The sequence below is a fragment of the Streptomyces seoulensis genome (genome assembly GCF_022846655.1).
In the GTDB taxonomy this organism is placed as follows: Bacteria; Actinomycetota; Actinomycetes; order Streptomycetales; family Streptomycetaceae; genus Streptomyces.
In genome coordinates this window covers 1,592,080-1,607,477 of sequence record NZ_AP025667.1, presented here as the reverse complement: position 1 = coordinate 1,607,477, position 15,398 = coordinate 1,592,080, and the positions used below count along the sequence as shown (strand labels likewise).

At 74.6% G+C, this 15,398-nt stretch carries 13 protein-coding genes; 8 read left to right on the top strand and 5 right to left on the bottom strand.

The genetic code is table 11. From position 1 onward, the window contains the following. Positions 1-3: 3 nt before the first annotated feature. Both HEK131_RS07395 and rsmH read right to left on the bottom strand, forming a co-directional pair. Positions 4-546 carry a septum formation initiator family protein gene (locus tag HEK131_RS07395; RefSeq protein WP_244334148.1) on the bottom strand — a complete coding sequence of 181 codons (543 nt, stop codon included), beginning with the start codon at positions 544-546 and terminating at the stop codon, positions 4-6. 43 nt (positions 547-589) lie between these two features. Then, positions 590-1,546, bottom strand: a complete 957-nt coding sequence (gene rsmH / locus HEK131_RS07390) for a 16S rRNA (cytosine(1402)-N(4))-methyltransferase RsmH (protein WP_244334147.1) — start codon at positions 1,544-1,546, stop codon at positions 590-592. 417 nt (positions 1,547-1,963) lie between these two features. Here rsmH and HEK131_RS07385 point away from each other — a divergent pair, with 417 nt between their 5' ends. The 4 genes from HEK131_RS07385 to HEK131_RS07370 all read left to right on the top strand — a co-directional run bounded on the left by HEK131_RS07385 (position 1,964) and on the right by HEK131_RS07370 (position 7,514). Beyond that, positions 1,964-2,536: a beta-class carbonic anhydrase gene (locus HEK131_RS07385; protein WP_217465406.1), complete on the top strand. Its 573-nt coding sequence runs from the start codon at positions 1,964-1,966 to the stop codon at positions 2,534-2,536. Positions 2,537-2,761: 225 nt separating this feature from the next. Further along, positions 2,762-3,832 carry an AAA family ATPase gene (locus HEK131_RS07380; RefSeq protein WP_217465405.1) on the top strand — a complete coding sequence of 357 codons (1,071 nt, stop codon included), beginning with the start codon at positions 2,762-2,764 and terminating at the stop codon, positions 3,830-3,832. Continuing rightward, positions 3,832-5,145: a DUF58 domain-containing protein gene (locus HEK131_RS07375; protein ID WP_244334146.1), complete on the top strand. Its 1,314-nt coding sequence runs from the start codon at positions 3,832-3,834 to the stop codon at positions 5,143-5,145. Before HEK131_RS07380 ends, HEK131_RS07375 begins: the two co-directional genes overlap by 1 nt. Continuing rightward, positions 5,142-7,514 (top strand): transglutaminase TgpA family protein, encoded by a 2,373-nt coding sequence (locus HEK131_RS07370; protein ID WP_244334145.1) that lies wholly within the window; start codon positions 5,142-5,144, stop codon positions 7,512-7,514. The genes HEK131_RS07375 and HEK131_RS07370 overlap by 4 nt, the downstream gene beginning before the upstream one ends. A gap of 111 nt (positions 7,515-7,625) precedes the next feature. On the opposite strand, the gene HEK131_RS07365 is transcribed toward HEK131_RS07370, so the two are convergent. The 3 genes from HEK131_RS07365 to HEK131_RS07355 all read right to left on the bottom strand — a co-directional run bounded on the left by HEK131_RS07365 (position 7,626) and on the right by HEK131_RS07355 (position 9,782). Further along, the gene (locus HEK131_RS07365; RefSeq protein ID WP_161147224.1) at positions 7,626-8,012 is read right to left on the bottom strand and encodes a DUF3040 domain-containing protein; all 387 of its coding nucleotides are present in this window, start codon (positions 8,010-8,012) and stop codon (positions 7,626-7,628) included. Between the two features lie 276 nt (positions 8,013-8,288). Then, positions 8,289-9,077, bottom strand: coding sequence for a methyltransferase (locus tag HEK131_RS07360; RefSeq protein ID WP_217465402.1), 789 nt, complete (start codon positions 9,075-9,077; stop codon positions 8,289-8,291). A gap of 201 nt (positions 9,078-9,278) precedes the next feature. Then, positions 9,279-9,782 carry an SAV_6107 family HEPN domain-containing protein gene (locus HEK131_RS07355; protein WP_244334144.1) on the bottom strand — a complete coding sequence of 168 codons (504 nt, stop codon included), beginning with the start codon at positions 9,780-9,782 and terminating at the stop codon, positions 9,279-9,281. Positions 9,783-9,982: 200 nt separating this feature from the next. Between HEK131_RS07355 and HEK131_RS07350 the strand changes: the two genes are divergently transcribed. The 4 genes from HEK131_RS07350 to HEK131_RS07335 all read left to right on the top strand — a co-directional run bounded on the left by HEK131_RS07350 (position 9,983) and on the right by HEK131_RS07335 (position 15,398). Then, positions 9,983-10,798, top strand: coding sequence for an ATP-binding cassette domain-containing protein (locus HEK131_RS07350; RefSeq protein ID WP_244334143.1), 816 nt, complete (start codon positions 9,983-9,985; stop codon positions 10,796-10,798). After that, a complete protein-coding gene (locus HEK131_RS07345) occupies positions 10,770-12,854 on the top strand; it encodes a YhgE/Pip domain-containing protein (protein ID WP_244334142.1) in 2,085 nt (694 codons plus the stop codon). The genes HEK131_RS07350 and HEK131_RS07345 overlap by 29 nt, the downstream gene beginning before the upstream one ends. A 56-nt stretch (positions 12,855-12,910) precedes the next feature. Next, entirely contained in the window at positions 12,911-13,537 is a 627-nt protein-coding gene (locus HEK131_RS07340) for a TetR/AcrR family transcriptional regulator (RefSeq protein ID WP_217465398.1), read from the top strand. A 355-nt stretch (positions 13,538-13,892) separates the two neighbouring features. Then, positions 13,893-15,398 carry a phytoene desaturase family protein gene (locus HEK131_RS07335; protein WP_244334141.1) on the top strand — a complete coding sequence of 502 codons (1,506 nt, stop codon included), beginning with the start codon at positions 13,893-13,895 and terminating at the stop codon, positions 15,396-15,398.

Genomic DNA, 15,398 nt, shown 5'->3' with positions numbered 1-15,398 from the left:
CCGTCACCTGCCGGGGGTCGGGGTGGGGGCGGACCTGGGGGTGCCGCCCGGCGCGGGGGTCGTGGTGGCGGGGCTCGCCGGGCCGGCGGAGGGTGACGCGGTGGGCGCGGGCAGGGCCGGGGCCGTGCCCGGGGCGGAGGTCAGCGCCTCGGGAGCGCGGGGCCCGGTGAGGGCGGCTGAGCGGGGGGCGGCACTGGGGACGCCCTTCACGGTGCCGTCGGGGCCGAGGAAGGCGGGGTCGCCGCCGGGGACCATGCCGAGTTCGCGGGCCCGGCGCTGGAGGGCGTCGGGGGCGGAGTAGGCGTCGATGTCCCGCTGGAGGGCCTGTTCCTCGTCGGTGAGGCTCTTGGTCCGGCGCTGTATGTCGTCCAGCTCGAACGACCCTTCGCTGAGCGCGGAGTTGAGCACCAGAAGACCGAGGAGTCCGCCGCCGAGGAGCAGGACGACGAGGAGTACGAAGGGGGTGCGGGCCGCGCGGGCGCGGCCCGCGGGGATGAGCCGGGCGAGCCGGGCCGCCCTCCCCCGAGGTGCGGGCTTGCTGCTCACTGTCCCTCCCGGCGGGTCGGGGAACCCGGCCGGCCCCGTTCGCTCACTCGGCGTCCTCCCTGATCCGCTCGACGCCGCGGAACCTGGCCGGGGCGGCCCGGCGGTTCTCGGCGATCTCCTCCTCGGTGGGGAGCTCGGCACCGCGGGTGAGGAGCCTCAGGCGGGGCTGGTAGCGCTCGGGCACGACGGGCAGTCCGGGCGGGGCGGTGTTGGCGGCTCCGGCCGCGAACACCTGCTTGACCAGCCGGTCCTCCAGCGACTGGTACGACAGCACCGCGATGCGGCCGCCGACCGCGAGGGCCTTCACGGCGGCCGGTACGGCCCGTTCCAGTACGGACAGTTCGCCGTTGACCTCGATGCGCAGGGCCTGGAAGGTCCGCTTGGCCGGGTTGCCGCCGGTGCGCTTGGCCGCCTGCGGCAGCGCGTCCCGGATCAGCTCGACCAGGCGGGCGCTGTTGGTGAACGGCTCCTTCTCGCGCTCGCGGACGACGGCGGAGACGATCCGCTTGGCCTGCTTCTCCTCGCCGTACGCGCGCAGGATGCGGACCAGTTCGCCGGGCGGGTAGGTGTTGAGGACCTCGGCCGCGCTGATGCCGGTCGTCTGGTCCATACGCATGTCGAGCGGGGCGTCCTGGGCGTAGGCGAAGCCGCGGTCGGCCTCGTCCAACTGCATGGAGGAGACGCCCAGGTCGAACAGGACACCCTGGACGCCCGGGATGCCCAGGCGGTCCAGCACCTCGGGGAGTTCGTCGTAGACGGCGTGCACGAGGGTGGCGCGGTCGCCGAAGGGGGCGAGGCGCTCACCGGACAGGCGCAGCGCCTCCTTGTCCCGGTCGAGGCCGATCAGCCGGGCCTCGGGGAAGCGTGTCAGCAGTGCCTCGCTGTGGCCGCCGAGGCCGAGGGTGCAGTCGACGACCACCGCTCCCGGCCGCTCCAGGGCGGGCGCCAGCAGGTCCAGGCAGCGCTGGAGCATCACCGGGACGTGTCGACTCTCGGTCAAGGGGGCCTCTCATTCCGGCGGGCGGTACGCACCGCCGGGTCCCCGCCCGCTCCGTGAAGGGGAGGCCCGCCGGCGCCGGAAGCGTCAGCCGGCCGGGAGCGGGAGGAGGCCGAGCCGCACGTACGCGCCGCGCACGCGGGGAGACGGTCCGGGCGGATGCCGGGATCTCCGGGGGTTTCACCAGCGGGAAGAGCCGCGCCTCCCGCTTCGCGTCACTTTAGTCCACCCTGTGTCGCGGTCAATCAACCGGCCTGCGCGTCGCGTACGGCTTGTGGACCGGGCCCTCGATTCGCCGGGATTCACTCGTCCGGCGGCGGTTGGCGCTCCGTGTGGGTTAGCTCACAACAAGCCACGATGTCGTTCTTTGTGGCCGTCCACAGCAGGCCGGGACCAGTGGTGACCAGTAACGTCGGGACCATGACGACTTCCGCAGCAGTTCCCACCGGATCCGAAGGCGCCATAGCGGGCGCCGGCAGCGTGACGGACCGCCTGGTCGACGCCAATGAGACGTACGCGAACGCGTTCACCGACCCCGGCATGGACGCGCGTCCGGTGCTCCAGGTGGCCGTGGTGGCCTGCATGGACGCCCGCCTCGACCTGCACGCCGCGCTCGGCCTGGAGCTGGGCGACTGTCACACCATCCGCAACGCGGGCGGCGTCGTCACCGACGACGTGATCCGCTCGCTGACCATCAGTCAGCGGGCGCTGGGCACCCGCAGCGTGGTCCTGATCCATCACACCGGGTGCGGCCTGGAGTCGCTCACCGAGGAGTTCCGGCACGAGCTGGAGATGGAGGTGGGCCAGCGCCCGGCGTGGGCGGTGGAGGCGTTCCGGGACGTGGACCAGGACGTGCGGCAGTCGATGCAGCGGGTGCGGACCTCGCCGTTCCTGCTGCACACCGATGATGTGCGCGGCTTCGTCTTCGACGTGCGTACCGGTCTGCTGCGCGAGATCGACCCGGCCGGGAGCGGCGCCGCCGAGTCGGCCTGACGCCTCGGCGGGTCCTTGTCCCGCCCCCGTGCACGGGGGCGAAAGGACCGCAAGCCCGGCATCACGGGGGCAGTTGTCCACAGGCGGTGACACGAATCCGTAACGGCGGCAAGAATGCGGGGTGTGACGACGCGCGGCCTGGTCCGCGCGGCGTCGCGGTTCCGGGGTGGGCCGGTCGCGCTCGCGTGCACAGGCCCTGGGTGATGACGGGCCTAGGAGGGCCGGGTGACGACCTATGACGATCGGGCGAGCCAGGGGGGCGTCCCCGCTCGGGCGGAGTCGGGCGCGGGGCGGGAGCTGACCGCCACCGCGGAGCGTGTCCGCGCTTCGGTGGAGGACGTGATCGAGGGCAAGCCCGAGGTCGTACGGCTCGCGCTGACCGTGCTCCTGGCCGAGGGGCATCTGCTGATCGAGGACGTCCCCGGCGTGGGCAAGACCATGCTGGCCAAGGCGCTGGCGCGGTCCATCGACTGCTCGGTGCGGCGCATCCAGTTCACCCCCGACCTGCTGCCCTCGGACATCACCGGGGTCTCCATCTGGGACCAGCGGGGCGGCGACTTCGAGTTCAAGCCGGGTGCGATCTTCGCGCAGATCGTGATCGGCGACGAGATCAACCGCGCCTCCCCCAAGACCCAGTCGGCCCTGCTGGAGTCCATGGAGGAGCGGCAGGTCACCATCGACGGCCACAGCTACGAACTGCCGAGCCCTTTCATGGTGGTGGCGACGCAGAACCCGGTCGAGATGGAGGGCACGTATCCGCTGCCCGAGGCCCAGCGCGACCGCTTCATGGCCAGGGTCTCCGTGGGCTACCCCAGTGTCGAGGCCGAGCTGCGGATGCTGGACGTGCACGGCGGGGCCTCCCCGCTGGAGGACCTGGAGCCGGTGGCGCACGCGCACGAGATCGTGAAGCTGATCGAGACGGTGCGCGGGGTGCACGTCTCGGAGGCGGTGCGGCGGTACGCGGTGGAGCTGGTCGCCGCCACCCGTGTCCACCCCGACCTCAGACTCGGCGCCTCCCCGCGCGCGACGCTGCATCTGCTGCGCGCGGCGAAGGCGTCCGCGGCCCTGGAGGGCAGGGAGTACGCGCTGCCGGACGATGTGCAGGCGCTCGCCTCCGCGGTCCTCGCGCACCGTCTGCTGCCCACCTCCGAGGCCCAGTTGAACGGCCGGACGGCCGAGGACACGGTGCGGGAGATCATCCAGCACACCCCCGTGCCCACCACCGGACGCCAGAGCGGTTACGACGGCCTGGGTGTCCCGGCGGCGTATCCCCCGCGGCATCCCCGGGGTCTGTGATGTCCGCCGGGGGGCGGGGCGGGGTGCGCGCGACGCTGTCGGGGCTGACCACCCGCGGGCGCTCCTTCCTGGCCGCCGGGATCGCGGCCGCGATCTGCGCCTACGTGCTGGGCCAGGACGATCTGCTGCGGGTGGGCCTGCTGCTGGCGGTGCTGCCGCTGATCTGCGCGATCGTCCTGCACCGCACCCGGCACCGGGTGACGGCGGACCGGGGCCTCGCGCCCACGCGGGTGCCCGCGACCGGGGAGGCCCGGGTGCGGCTGCGGGTGGACAACGTCTCCCGACTGCCCACCGGCCTGCTGATGCTCCAGGACCGCGTGCCGTACGTGCTCGGACCCCGGCCCCGTTTCGTGCTGGACCGGGTCGAGCCGGGCGGTCACCGCGAGGTGTCCTACCGGGTGCGCTCGGACCTGCGCGGCAGGTACCGGCTCGGTCCGCTCCAGGTGCGGCTGAGCGACCCGTTCGGGATGTGTGAGCTGACCCGGTCCTTCTCGGCGTACGACACGCTGACGGTGCTGCCGCGTGTGGAGCCGCTGCCGTCGGTCCGCTTCGGCGGCGAGGCGCTCGGGCACGGCGACGGACGGCAGCGTTCGCTGGCGCTGGCCGGCGAGGACGACGTGATCCCGCGCGGCTACCGCCACGGCGACGACCTGCGCCGCGTGCACTGGCGCTCCACCGCGAGGCACGGCGAGCTGATGGTCCGCCGCGAGGAGCAGCCCCGGCGCTCGCGCTGCACGGTGCTGCTGGACACCCGCGCGGTGGCCTACGAGGGCGCGGGCCCCGGCTCGGCCTTCGAGTGGGCGGTGTCGGGGGCCGCCTCGGTGGTGGCGCATCTGCTGGAGCGGGGCTTCTCGGTGCGGCTGCTGACGGATTTCGGTGTCACGGTGACCGGCGAGGGCGGTTCGGGGCACGAGCGGGCGGCGGCGGCCGCGCTGATGATGGACACCCTCGCGGTGATCGACCACTCCGACGGCGCCGATCTGGCGGGCGCCTACGACGTGCTGCGCGACGGGCACGACGGGCTGCTGGTCGCCTTCCTCGGTGATCTCGACGGCGGCCAGGCGGCCTCGGTGGCGCGGATGCGCCGTCGGGGCGGTGCGGTCGCCTTCGTGCTCGACCCGGACGGCTGGACGGGCGATCCGGCGGAGGTGCCGGAGCCGGACGGCCCGCTCTCCCAGCGGCTGCGGGTGCTGCGCGAGGGCGGCTGGACGGCGCTGGAGGTGCCGCGCGGGGCCTCGCTGGAGGAGCTGTGGCGGCAGGCGGACCGGGAGCGGCCGGGTCCGGCCGCGCTGAGCGGGAAGGCACGGGGATGAGCGGGCGGGCACGACTGGCGCTGAGCGCGGCGGCGGCGACGCTGATGGCGTCCTGCGCCATGCTGCCGCTGGTCGACGGGCCCACCTGGCTGGTGCTGTCGGCGCTGCTGGTGGCCGTGCAGGCGGGGGTGGGCATCGCGGCCCGGCGGATTCCGCTGCCCCGGTCGCTGACGCTGCCGGCGCAACTGCTGGTGACGCTGGTGCTGCTGACGCTGGTCTTCGCGCGCGGTGCGGCGCTGGGCGGGCTGGTGCCGGGTCCGCGGGCGTTCCTGCGGTTCGGGGAGCTGCTGGGCCAGGGCTCGGACGACGTCAGCCACTACGCGATCCCGGCGCCGCTCACGGACGGCATCAGGCTGCTGCTGGTCGGCGGGGTGCTGCTGGTGCACCTGCTGGTGGACGCCCTCGCGGTGACCTTCCGGCGGGCGGCACCGGCGGGGCTGCCGCTGCTGGCGCTGTACTCGGTGGCGGCCGGGCTGTCGGACGGGGCCGCGGACTGGCTGTGGTTCCTGGTGGCGGCGGCCGGTTATCTGATGCTGCTGCTCGCGGAGGGCCGGGAGCGGCTCGCGCAGTGGGGCCGGGTGTTCGGCGGGACCCCGCGCGCGGGTGCCCCGGCCGACGCGGTGACGGCCCCGGCGCGCACCGGCCGCCGGATCGGCGTGGTGGCGCTGGGCGTCGCCCTGGTGGTGCCGCTGGCCCTGCCGACGCTGCACGGCGGCCTGCTGGGCGAGGCGGGCTCCGGCGTGGGCGCGGGCAACGGCCGCGGCGGCACGATCTCGGCCGTGAACCCGCTGGTGTCGCTGCGGGACAGTCTGAACGTGGACGACGACCGCCAGGTGCTGTCGCTGCGGCCGAGCGCCGGTGAGGTGCCGGACATGTACGTGCGCATAGTGTCCCTGGACGACTTCGACGGCACCGACTGGAAGCCGTCCCAGCGGCACATCGCTGCGGTGCCGGGGATCTTTCCGGAACCGGTGGGCCTGAGCCAGGACGTGAAGCGCTCCACGCTGCGCACGGTGATCACCGCCGCCGACTGGTACGCGCAGGACTGGCTGCCGATGCCCTATCCGCCGAGCGGGGTCAGGATCGACGGCAACTGGCGGTACGAGCCGGTCGGCATGACGCTGGTGGGCGACCACGGCCAGACCACGCGCGGCAAGACGTACCAGGTGACCAGCCTGGATCTGCGGCCGACCGCGAAGCAGCTCGCCGGGGCACCGAAGCCGCCGGCCGCGCTGGAGCGGGAGTACACGCGGGTGCCGGCCCGGCTGCCGGACGTGGTGGCGCGGACCGCCGAGGAGGTCACCTCCGGCGCGCGGAACCACTACGAGGAGGCGGTGCGGCTCCAGGACTGGTTCTCGGTGGACGGCGGCTTCCGGTACGACACCGAGGTCCAGGTGGGCCGGGGCTCGAACGCGATCGCCAACTTCCTCCGGCGCAAGGAGGGGTTCTGCGTCCACTTCTCCTTCGCCATGGCGGCGATGGCCCGCACCCTGGGGATTCCGGCCAGGGTGGCGGTGGGCTTCGCGCCGGGCACCCCGCAGGGCGACGGTTCGGTGTCGGTGAGCCTGAAGGACGCGCACGCCTGGCCGGAGCTGTACTTCCAGGGCGTGGGCTGGACCCGTTTCGAGCCGACGCCGACGCGGGGCACGACCCCGGCGTACACCCCGCCCGACGCGCCGAGCAGTGCGCGGCCGGACCGGGAACTGCCCTCGCGCGGGGCGTCCAGGGAGCCTTCGGCGGCGGCGACGCGGGGGGAGGACTGTGCGACACCGCCCCGGTCGGGCGCGTGCACCGGTCCGTCGGCCGCCGTCGCGGCGCCGGGCGGGGGCGGGGGTCCATCGGGCGGGCTGTGGGCCGCGCTGATCGCGCTCGGGGCGCTGGCGCTGGTGGTGCTCCCGCTGTCGCCGATGCTGTGGCGGACGCGGGTGCGCGCCCGCCGGCTGGACGGGCACTCGCCGGACCCGGCGGAGCGGACGCAGGCGGCGTGGCGGGAGCTGACCGACAGCGCCTGGGACTTCGGCGTGGCACCGGACGACTCGCTGACCCCGCGCGGGTCGGCGGCCCGGATCGTGCGGTTGGGCCGGCTGGACGGGGAGGCCGAGGCGGCGGTGCACCGGGTGGCGGCCGCGCTGGAGCAGGCCCTGTACGCGCGCGAGCCGCGACCGGCCCCGGATCTCGCCCGGGACGTGCGCCGGGTGATCGCCGCTCTGGCGGTCCCGGTCACCCGCGCCACCCGGCTGCGCGCGCTGTTCGCGCCGCGCTCGGCGCGGCGGCTGCTGTGGGCGGCCGACGCCCGCCGGGCGGCGCTCCGGGCGCGGGCGGCGTCACTGCGGCCGGTACGCCGGGACGCTCCGGGTCAGCAGGGCTGAACGGGTCCCTCCGGGGAGCGGACATGGCTGAGGGGTGACCACCGGTGGACGGTGGTCACCCCTCGTACGTGAAGCCTGTGGGTGTCTTCGGGAGTCGGTCGGCCGGGGTGCTCAGTGGCCCTGTTCGTCCCGGCGGCGCTGCCAGCGGTCCTCGATGCGTTCCATGACGGTACGTTTCCGCCGGACCGGCCGGCGCCTGGTGTGGCCCTTGGGGTGCTCACCCGGCTTGGGTGCCTTGCGCCAGCCGGTGACGGCGAGCACGGCACAGCCGAGCATCACGAGGAAACCGACGACGCTGATCCAAATGAGCTGGGCGACCATACCCGCCATGAGGAGCGCGATACCGACGAGGAAGCCCGCGACCGCCTGATAGACCCGGCGCCGGGTGTACGTCCGCAGCCCGTTTCCCTCAAGCGCCGACGCGAACTTGGGATCTTCGGCGTACAGCGCTCGCTCCATCTGCTCGAGCATGCGCTGCTCGTGCTCCGAGAGCGGCACGGAGTCCTCCTCATCGTGCAGTCGCCGGGGCGACTCTGGGGGGTCCTTTCAGGATAGGCAGGGAATCGCCCCCGTGAAACCCGCCCCTCTGCGCCATCTGGCCAACCGGTCCGTCAGGGCGTCCCGGCTCGCTGAGGCTGTCATTCCCCGGCGGCCGACCCGTCATGCCGGTCGGTGTACCTCGATCATACGGCGCAAACCCCTCGATCGGGGGGCTTGTGGCGTACTCCATCTGCCGTCGCGCCCCTGATCAGCGGCGTGTCCCACAGGGCCGGTTCAGTCTCCGGCGCCTTCCACGGGCCCTTCGGTCACGCGGGTCTCACCGAGCACATGGACCTGGGTGGCCACGGAGTGGAAGGCCGGCAGCTCCGCCACGGCCGCCTCCAGGCGCAGCAGCGCGTCGAGCGCGCCGGGCTCGGTGTCGACCAGGACGCCGGGCACCAGGTCGGCGAAGACGCGTACGCCGTGGACGGCGCCGACGCGCAGGCCCGCGTTCTCGACCAGCGCGGTGAGCTGTTCGGGGGTGAAGCGGTGCGGGACCGGGTCGCCCTCGCCCCAGCGGCCGTCCGGGTCGGCCAGGGCCTGCCGGGCCTCGGTGAAGTGGCCGGCGAGGGCGCGGGCCAGCACGGCGCCGCCGAGGCCCGCCGCGAGCAGGCTGAGCACGCCCTCGGGGCGCAGGGCGGCGACGGCGTTGCCGATGCCCTCGGCGGGGTCGTCCACGTACTCCAGCACGCCGTGGCACAGCACCGCGTCGTAGCCGCCGCGCTCGACCACGTCGAAGAGGCCGAGCGCGTCGCCCTGGACGCCCCGGACCCGGTCGGCGACGCCCGCCTCGGCGGCCCGGCGCTCGAGGGCGAAGAGCGCGTTGGGGCTGGGGTCGACGACGGTGACGCGGTGGCCGAGCCGGGCGACGGGTACGGCGAAGTTGCCGCTGCCGCCGCCGGTGTCGAGCACGTCCAGCGAGTCCCGCCCCGTGGCCTTGACGCGGCGGTCGAGGGCGTCCTGCAGGACGTCCCACACCACGGCGGTACGGAGAGAGGCGCGGGGGCGCGTCGGGTCCGGCACGGCTGTTGACTCCTCGGCACGGCACCGCCCGTTGCCCGGCGGCGCGATGGGGGGCCTCCCCGGCCGGTCACGGGAGGTGCGCGGCAGGTGGAGACACAAGGCGCCTCCACCCTATGGCCTCGCCCGCCGCGCCCGGTCACCCCCGCCGGGTGCGGCGGCGCCGTCTCGCCCAGCGGACGGGAAGGCCCGCGTCCGCGCGGGTCAGGCGGTGTCCGGGCGGGAGCGGGGCAGCACCGGCCGCAGGGCGAGCGTCCGCTCCACCAGGCGCAGGAACATGCCCACGTCGCGTATCAGGTCGTCGGCGTCCCGGACGCCCGCCGCGCCCTGGATGCCCGCCTCGGCGCGGGCGCGGCGGGCGGCGCCGGAGGCGAACAGGGCGCTCCACTCGGTCAGCTCCGGCGCCAGCTCGGGCAGCACCTCCCAGGCGGGCCGAATACGGGTCCGGCGGCGCGCGGTGGCCTCGGGGCGCCCCCGGACGGCGAGGACGGCGGCGGCCGCGCGGAGGGCGGCGAGGTGGGCCAGGGCGTACCGCTCGTTCGGGGTCTCCATGGCGGCGGCCTCGTCCAGCGTGGTGTGGGCCTGGCCGAGCAGGGCGACGGCGGCGGGCGGTGCCGTGGACCGGCGGAGCACGGGGTGGACGTCGCTCGCGGCGGTGGCCGCTGACGAGCTGGTCATGACGAACCTCCTGTCGTCCGGTGACGGCATGGATGCCGTATGCCCACATCGTGCGGTATGCCACTGACAATCCGTTCCGACCTGCTGTTTCACCCCAACTGGGGCCGGAATCAGGGGCATCGGGGAACACCTGTGGGGCATCCGGGCTTTGTCACGCACACCGGTTCGGGCATACTTTTGAACTGACCAGTCAGTTCAAAAGCGGTTCGCTCAGGGGAGAGGCGGGGCTTGTGCACGGCGTGGACGTCACGGCCGAGGGATTCGGGCTCAAAGGGCCACGGGGGTGGGCCTTCCAGGACATCGGCTTCGAGGCCGGACCGGGCTCGCTGATCGCGGTCGAGGGACCGTCCGGCTCCGGCCGCACGTGTCTGCTGCTCGCGCTCACCGGGCGGATGAGGCCGACCAGGGGCGCAGCGGCCGTCGGCGGCCTCGCGCTCCCCCGGCGGATGGGGGCCGTGCGCCGGTTCAGCGCGGTGGCCAACGTCGCCGGGGTGACCGACCTGGAGCCCGCGCTGACCGTGGGCGAGCACCTGCGTGAACGCGCCCTGCTGCAGCGCCGGTTCGCGGACTCGCTGCGGGAGGCGCTGCATCCGCGCCCGCAGCGCGCCCACGAGGCCCGGCTGCGCGCCGACGCCGCCCTGGCCGCCGCCGGACTCGACCTGGACGCGCTGCCGAAGGGCTCGCGTACGGCGGTACGGGATCTGGAGCGGCTGGAGGCGTTGCGGCTGTCCGTGGCGCTGGCGCTGATCGGCAGGCCCCGGCTGCTGGCGGTGGACGACGTGGAGCTGAAGCTCTCGGCGGCCGAGAGCGCCGAGGTGTGGGACCTGTTGCGTTCGCTGGCCCGCACCGGGACGACGGTCCTGGCCGTGTGCCGCACCGCCCCCGGCGACTGCGTCACCGTCTCCACCGCGCCCGCGCAGGGCCGGCCCACCGAAGACCCCGACAGCGCGCCCGCCGAAGAAGCGCCCGCCCAGGACGCCCCCGCCGAAGAAGCCCCCGCCCGAGAGGAGGCCCCCGATGCGCTCACCGAGGCTGGCCGCGCTTGAGCTGCGCCGGTTCGGCCGGGGCCGGCTGCCCCGCGCCGCGCTGGTCGCGCTGCTGGTGCTGCCCCTGCTCTACGGCGCCCTGTACCTGTGGTCGTTCTGGGACCCGTACGGCCGCCTGGACCGGGTCCCGGTGGCCCTCGTCAATGAGGACCAGGGCGCCACGGCGGGCGGGAAGAGGATCCACGCCGGTGCCGACATCGTCAAGGGTCTGCGCGAGCGGCGGACCTTCGAATGGCACGAGGTCGACGCGGCCGAGGCCCGGCGGGGTATGGAGGACGGCACCTACTACCTCTCCCTGACCCTCCCGGCCGACTTCAGCCGCCGTGTGGCCTCCAGCTCCGGCGACTCCCCGGAGACCGGCGCGCTCCAGGTGCGCACCAACGACGCGAACAACTACATCGTCGGCCAGATATCCCGGACCGTGTTCGCCGAGGTCCGCTCGGCCGCGTCCACCAAGACCTCCCGGACCTTCCTGGACCGGATCTTCGTCGACTTCTCCACCCTGCACGACAGGACCGAGACCGCGGCCCAGGGTGCCGACAAGCTCGAGAACGGCCTGGGCAAGGCGGAGAAGGGCGCCCGGAAGCTCGCGGACGGGCTTAAGGAGGCCGACAGCGGCAGCGGGAAGCTCGCCACGGGCCTGACCAGGCTCGACAACGGCGCGGGCGACCTGGAGGAGGGCTCCCGCCAGGTCGCGGCCGGCACCCAGACCCTGGCGGACAAGGTCGACGGCGCGTACGCCGAGGCGGGCCCGTTCCTGAAGCAGAACGGCCGGACCATCGGGGACACCGCCCGGCTGGTCTCCGACTCGGCCCGCACGGTCGGGGACAACCTCGACACCCTGGTCCGGCTCGCCCCCGGCGCCGCGAAGACTGCCCACGCCTCCGCGGCCGTACTGGACCGGGTGCACACGGCCCGCTGCGAGAACGCGCCCGTACCCGACCCGGCCTGCCCCGACCTGGCGAAGGCACAGCGGGCCGCCGACGACGTGGCGGTCGTGGCCGACGACCTGAACAAGGTCATCGCCGCCCAGGGCGGTGATCTGACGGTCATGCGGAAGAACCTCACCACGCTGCGCCGGCAGGCCGACGCCCTCGCCGAGCGCGCCCCGCACCTGCACCAGGACGTCGCCGACGCGGTCGCCCGCATCGACAAGCTGAACGCGGGCGCGAACGCCGTCGCCTCCGGGGCGAAGAAGCTGCACACCGGGCTCGGCACCGCCCGGTCCGGCGCCCGGAGCCTCCACCAGGGCATCGGTACCGCCGAGTCCGGGGCAAGGACCCTGGACAGCGGCCTGTACAAGCTGGCCGACGGCTCCGAACGCCTCGCCGACGGCCTGCACGAGGGCGCCGGGAAGATCCCCGACTACGACGAACGGGCCCGCGACCGGCGGACGGGCGTGATGGCCGACCCGGTCCGGCTCTCCTCCGCCGACCTGCACCGGGCGCCCAACTACGGCACCGGCTTCGCCCCGTACTTCATCCCGCTGTCGCTGTGGGTGGGCGCGATGGTCGCCTACATGCTGATCCAGCCGCTCAACCGGCGTGCCCTCGCGGCCGGCGCCCCGTCCTGGCGGATCGCGCTGGCGGGCTGGCTGCCGGTGCTCGCGGTGGGAGTGCTCCAGACGACGGCGCTGATGTCCGTGCTGCACTTCGGCATCGGGCTGGAGATGGCCAGGGCTGCCGGGACGACCGCGTTCCTGTTCCTGGTCACGGCCTGCTTCACGTCCATCGTGCAGTGGCTCAACGCCCGCTTCGGCGCGGCGGGCCGCATCCTCGTCCTGGCGCTGCTGATGCTCCAGCTCACCTCGGCGGGCGGTACGTACCCGGTGCAGACCAGTCCGGGCTTCTTCAACACCATCCACCCGTACCTGCCGATGAGTTACGTGGTGGCGGCCCTGCGCAGGCTCATCACCGGCGGCGGGCTCGGCCCGGTGTGGCAGGCGTGCGTGGTGCTGACGGCGTTCACGGCGGGTGCCCTCGCGCTCACCGCGCTCACCGCCCGGCGCCGCCAGGTGTGGACGCTCCAGCGGCTGCACCCCGAGCTGAGCCTGTGAGCACCGGGGCGGCGGAGGCGGCCCGGCGGCCCGGCGCACCTGTGAGAATCGGGTGCATGGAAAGCACCAGCCCCACGCCCGGCGGCAGCACGCGCCGCGAGGCCACCCGGCAGAAGCTCTACGAGGCGGCCGTCACCCTCATCGCCGAGCAGGGGTTCTCCGCGACCACGGTGGACGAGATCGCCGAGCGTGCCGGGGTGGCCAAGGGCACCGTCTACTACAACTTCGCCAGCAAGTCGGTGCTCTTCGAGGAGCTGCTGCGGCACGGGGTCGGACTGCTCACCGCCTCGCTGCGGGAGGCGGCCGAGCGGACCGCCCGCGAGGGCGGCGGCGGGGTGGACGCCCTGGACGCGATGGTCCGCGCGGGCCTGGTCTTCATCGACCGCTACCCGGCCTTCACCCAGCTCTACGTGGCCGAGCTGTGGCGCACCAACCGTGCCTGGCAGTCGACCCTGCTGGTGGTCCGCCAGGAGGCCGTGGCCGTGGTGGAGGGGGTGCTGCGCGAGGGCGTGGCGGCCGGGGAGTTCAGCGACGAGATCGACGTACCGCTGACCGCCGCCGCGCTGGTCGGCATGGTGCTGGTGGCCGCGCTGGACTGGAAGGCGTTCCAGGCGGAGCGTTCGCTGGACGACGTCCACTCCGCGCTGTCCCGGCTGCTCCAGGGGCGGGTCAGCGGCGGCTGAGGGCAGCGCGCGAAGGGCGCCGGACCGCGTCCAGCCGGTCCGGCGCCCTCGTGCTCCCCCGTGCTCCCCCGTACGGTTCCCACCGCGGTCCCCCGTGGCCGTCCGGCCACGGGCCCCGTGTCTCGCTTCCGCCGACTGGTCGGCGGAAGGAGCGGCCGGCGGGCGGGACCGTTCCGCCGCCCCGTGTCGGCGGTGCCGGGCCGCGCCCCCTGGCCGTGTCTCCACTCTCCCGTCCGGGCGGCCCCCGGCCCATCCGCGCGGCTACTCATCTGCGCGGATAGGTACGGATACTCAGGCCACCCGCTCCCGGGCCCAGGCTCGGTCACTGTCGGTGGCGGTCGGTAAAGTCGCGGTCATGGCACGGATTGCGGTGATCGGCGCCGGGATGGGCGCGCTGGCGGCGGCCGCCCGGCTGGCCGTCGCGGGCCACCGGGTGACGGTGTACGAGCGGACGGACACGTACGGCGGGGCGGTGCGCCGCTTCGAGCGGGACGGGTTCGCCTTCGACACCGGTCCCGGTCTGCTGCCGCTGCCCGCGGTCTGGCGGGACCTGTTCGTGAAGACCGGCAAGGAGCCGCTGGAGGACCTGGTCGAGCTGGTCCAGGTCGACCCCTCCGCCCGGCACGTCTTCGCGGACGGCACCGAGGTCGCCGTACCCAACGCCTCGCGCGCGGGCGTCGTCTCGGCGCTGGACGAGGCGCTGGGCGCCGGGGTCGGGCACCGCTGGGGCGACTTCCTGGTGCGGGCCCGCGAGACCTGGGACCGCACCCGGCGTCCCCTGCTGGAGGAGCCGCTGTGGCCCGACTGGCAGGTGCTGGCGGAGCGTGAGCCCTATCCGGCCGTCCCGCACAAGCGGCTGCTGCGCACCCGCCGGGCCACCACCCTGGCCGAGGTCGCCCGCTGGGAGCTGCGCGACGGCCGGCTGGAGGCCCTGCTGACCAGCCACGCCCTCGCCCACGGCCTGGACCCGCGCACCACCCCGGCGAGCGCGGCCGTCCTGCCCTACCTGGAGCACGCCTTCGGCACCTGGTACGTGCGCGGCGGCATCCGGGAGCTGGCCCGCGCGGTGTACGAGCGCTGTGTGCTGCGCCGGGTGGAGTTCGTCTTCGGCGCCGAGGTCACCGGGATCGTGGTGAAGGACGGCCGCGCGGCGGGCGTGGAGCTGGCCGACGGCACGGTGGCGGACGCCGACCATGTGGTCGCCGACGTGGACCCGGCGCTGCTGGGCGCGCTGACGGATCATCGGCTGGAGGACGCGGGAGATGTGCGCCCCGGCGTGCGGGGCGCCGCCCGGCTCACCGTGCTGCTCGCCCTGGAGGGCGCCCGGGAGGCGGGTGCCCCGCACCGCACGATCGTCCACGCCCCGGACGCGGAGGCAGAGTTGGACTTCCTGGCGAGTCCGGGCGGCGATCGCCTGCCGGTACCCACGGTGACCGTGCTGCGTCCGGACGACCCGGCGTCGCGGCCGGACGACGGACACGAGGCGGCGGTGGTCTGGGCCACGCTCCCCGCCGGCCTGGACCAGGACGACCCCGAGGCGGTCCGGCGCGGCACGGAACTGCTGCTCGACGCGGCCGGTGCGGCTCTCCCCGCACTGCGTGAGCGCCTGCTCTGGCACGAAGTGCGCACCCCCGCCCACAACTCCGCCGAGACGGGCGCCCGTCACGGCGCGGTCCCGGCCCCCTCACTGGCGGCGGGCGAGGGCGGCTTCCTGCACCCGGCCAACTCCACCCGGCTGCCCGGCCTGTACCGGGTCGGCGGCTGGTCCCACCCCGGCGGCGGGCTGCCGCACGCGGGGATGTCCGGGGCGATGGTGGCCGGACTCGTCGTGGAGGGGCCTCGGTTCCGCGGCTCGACGTGA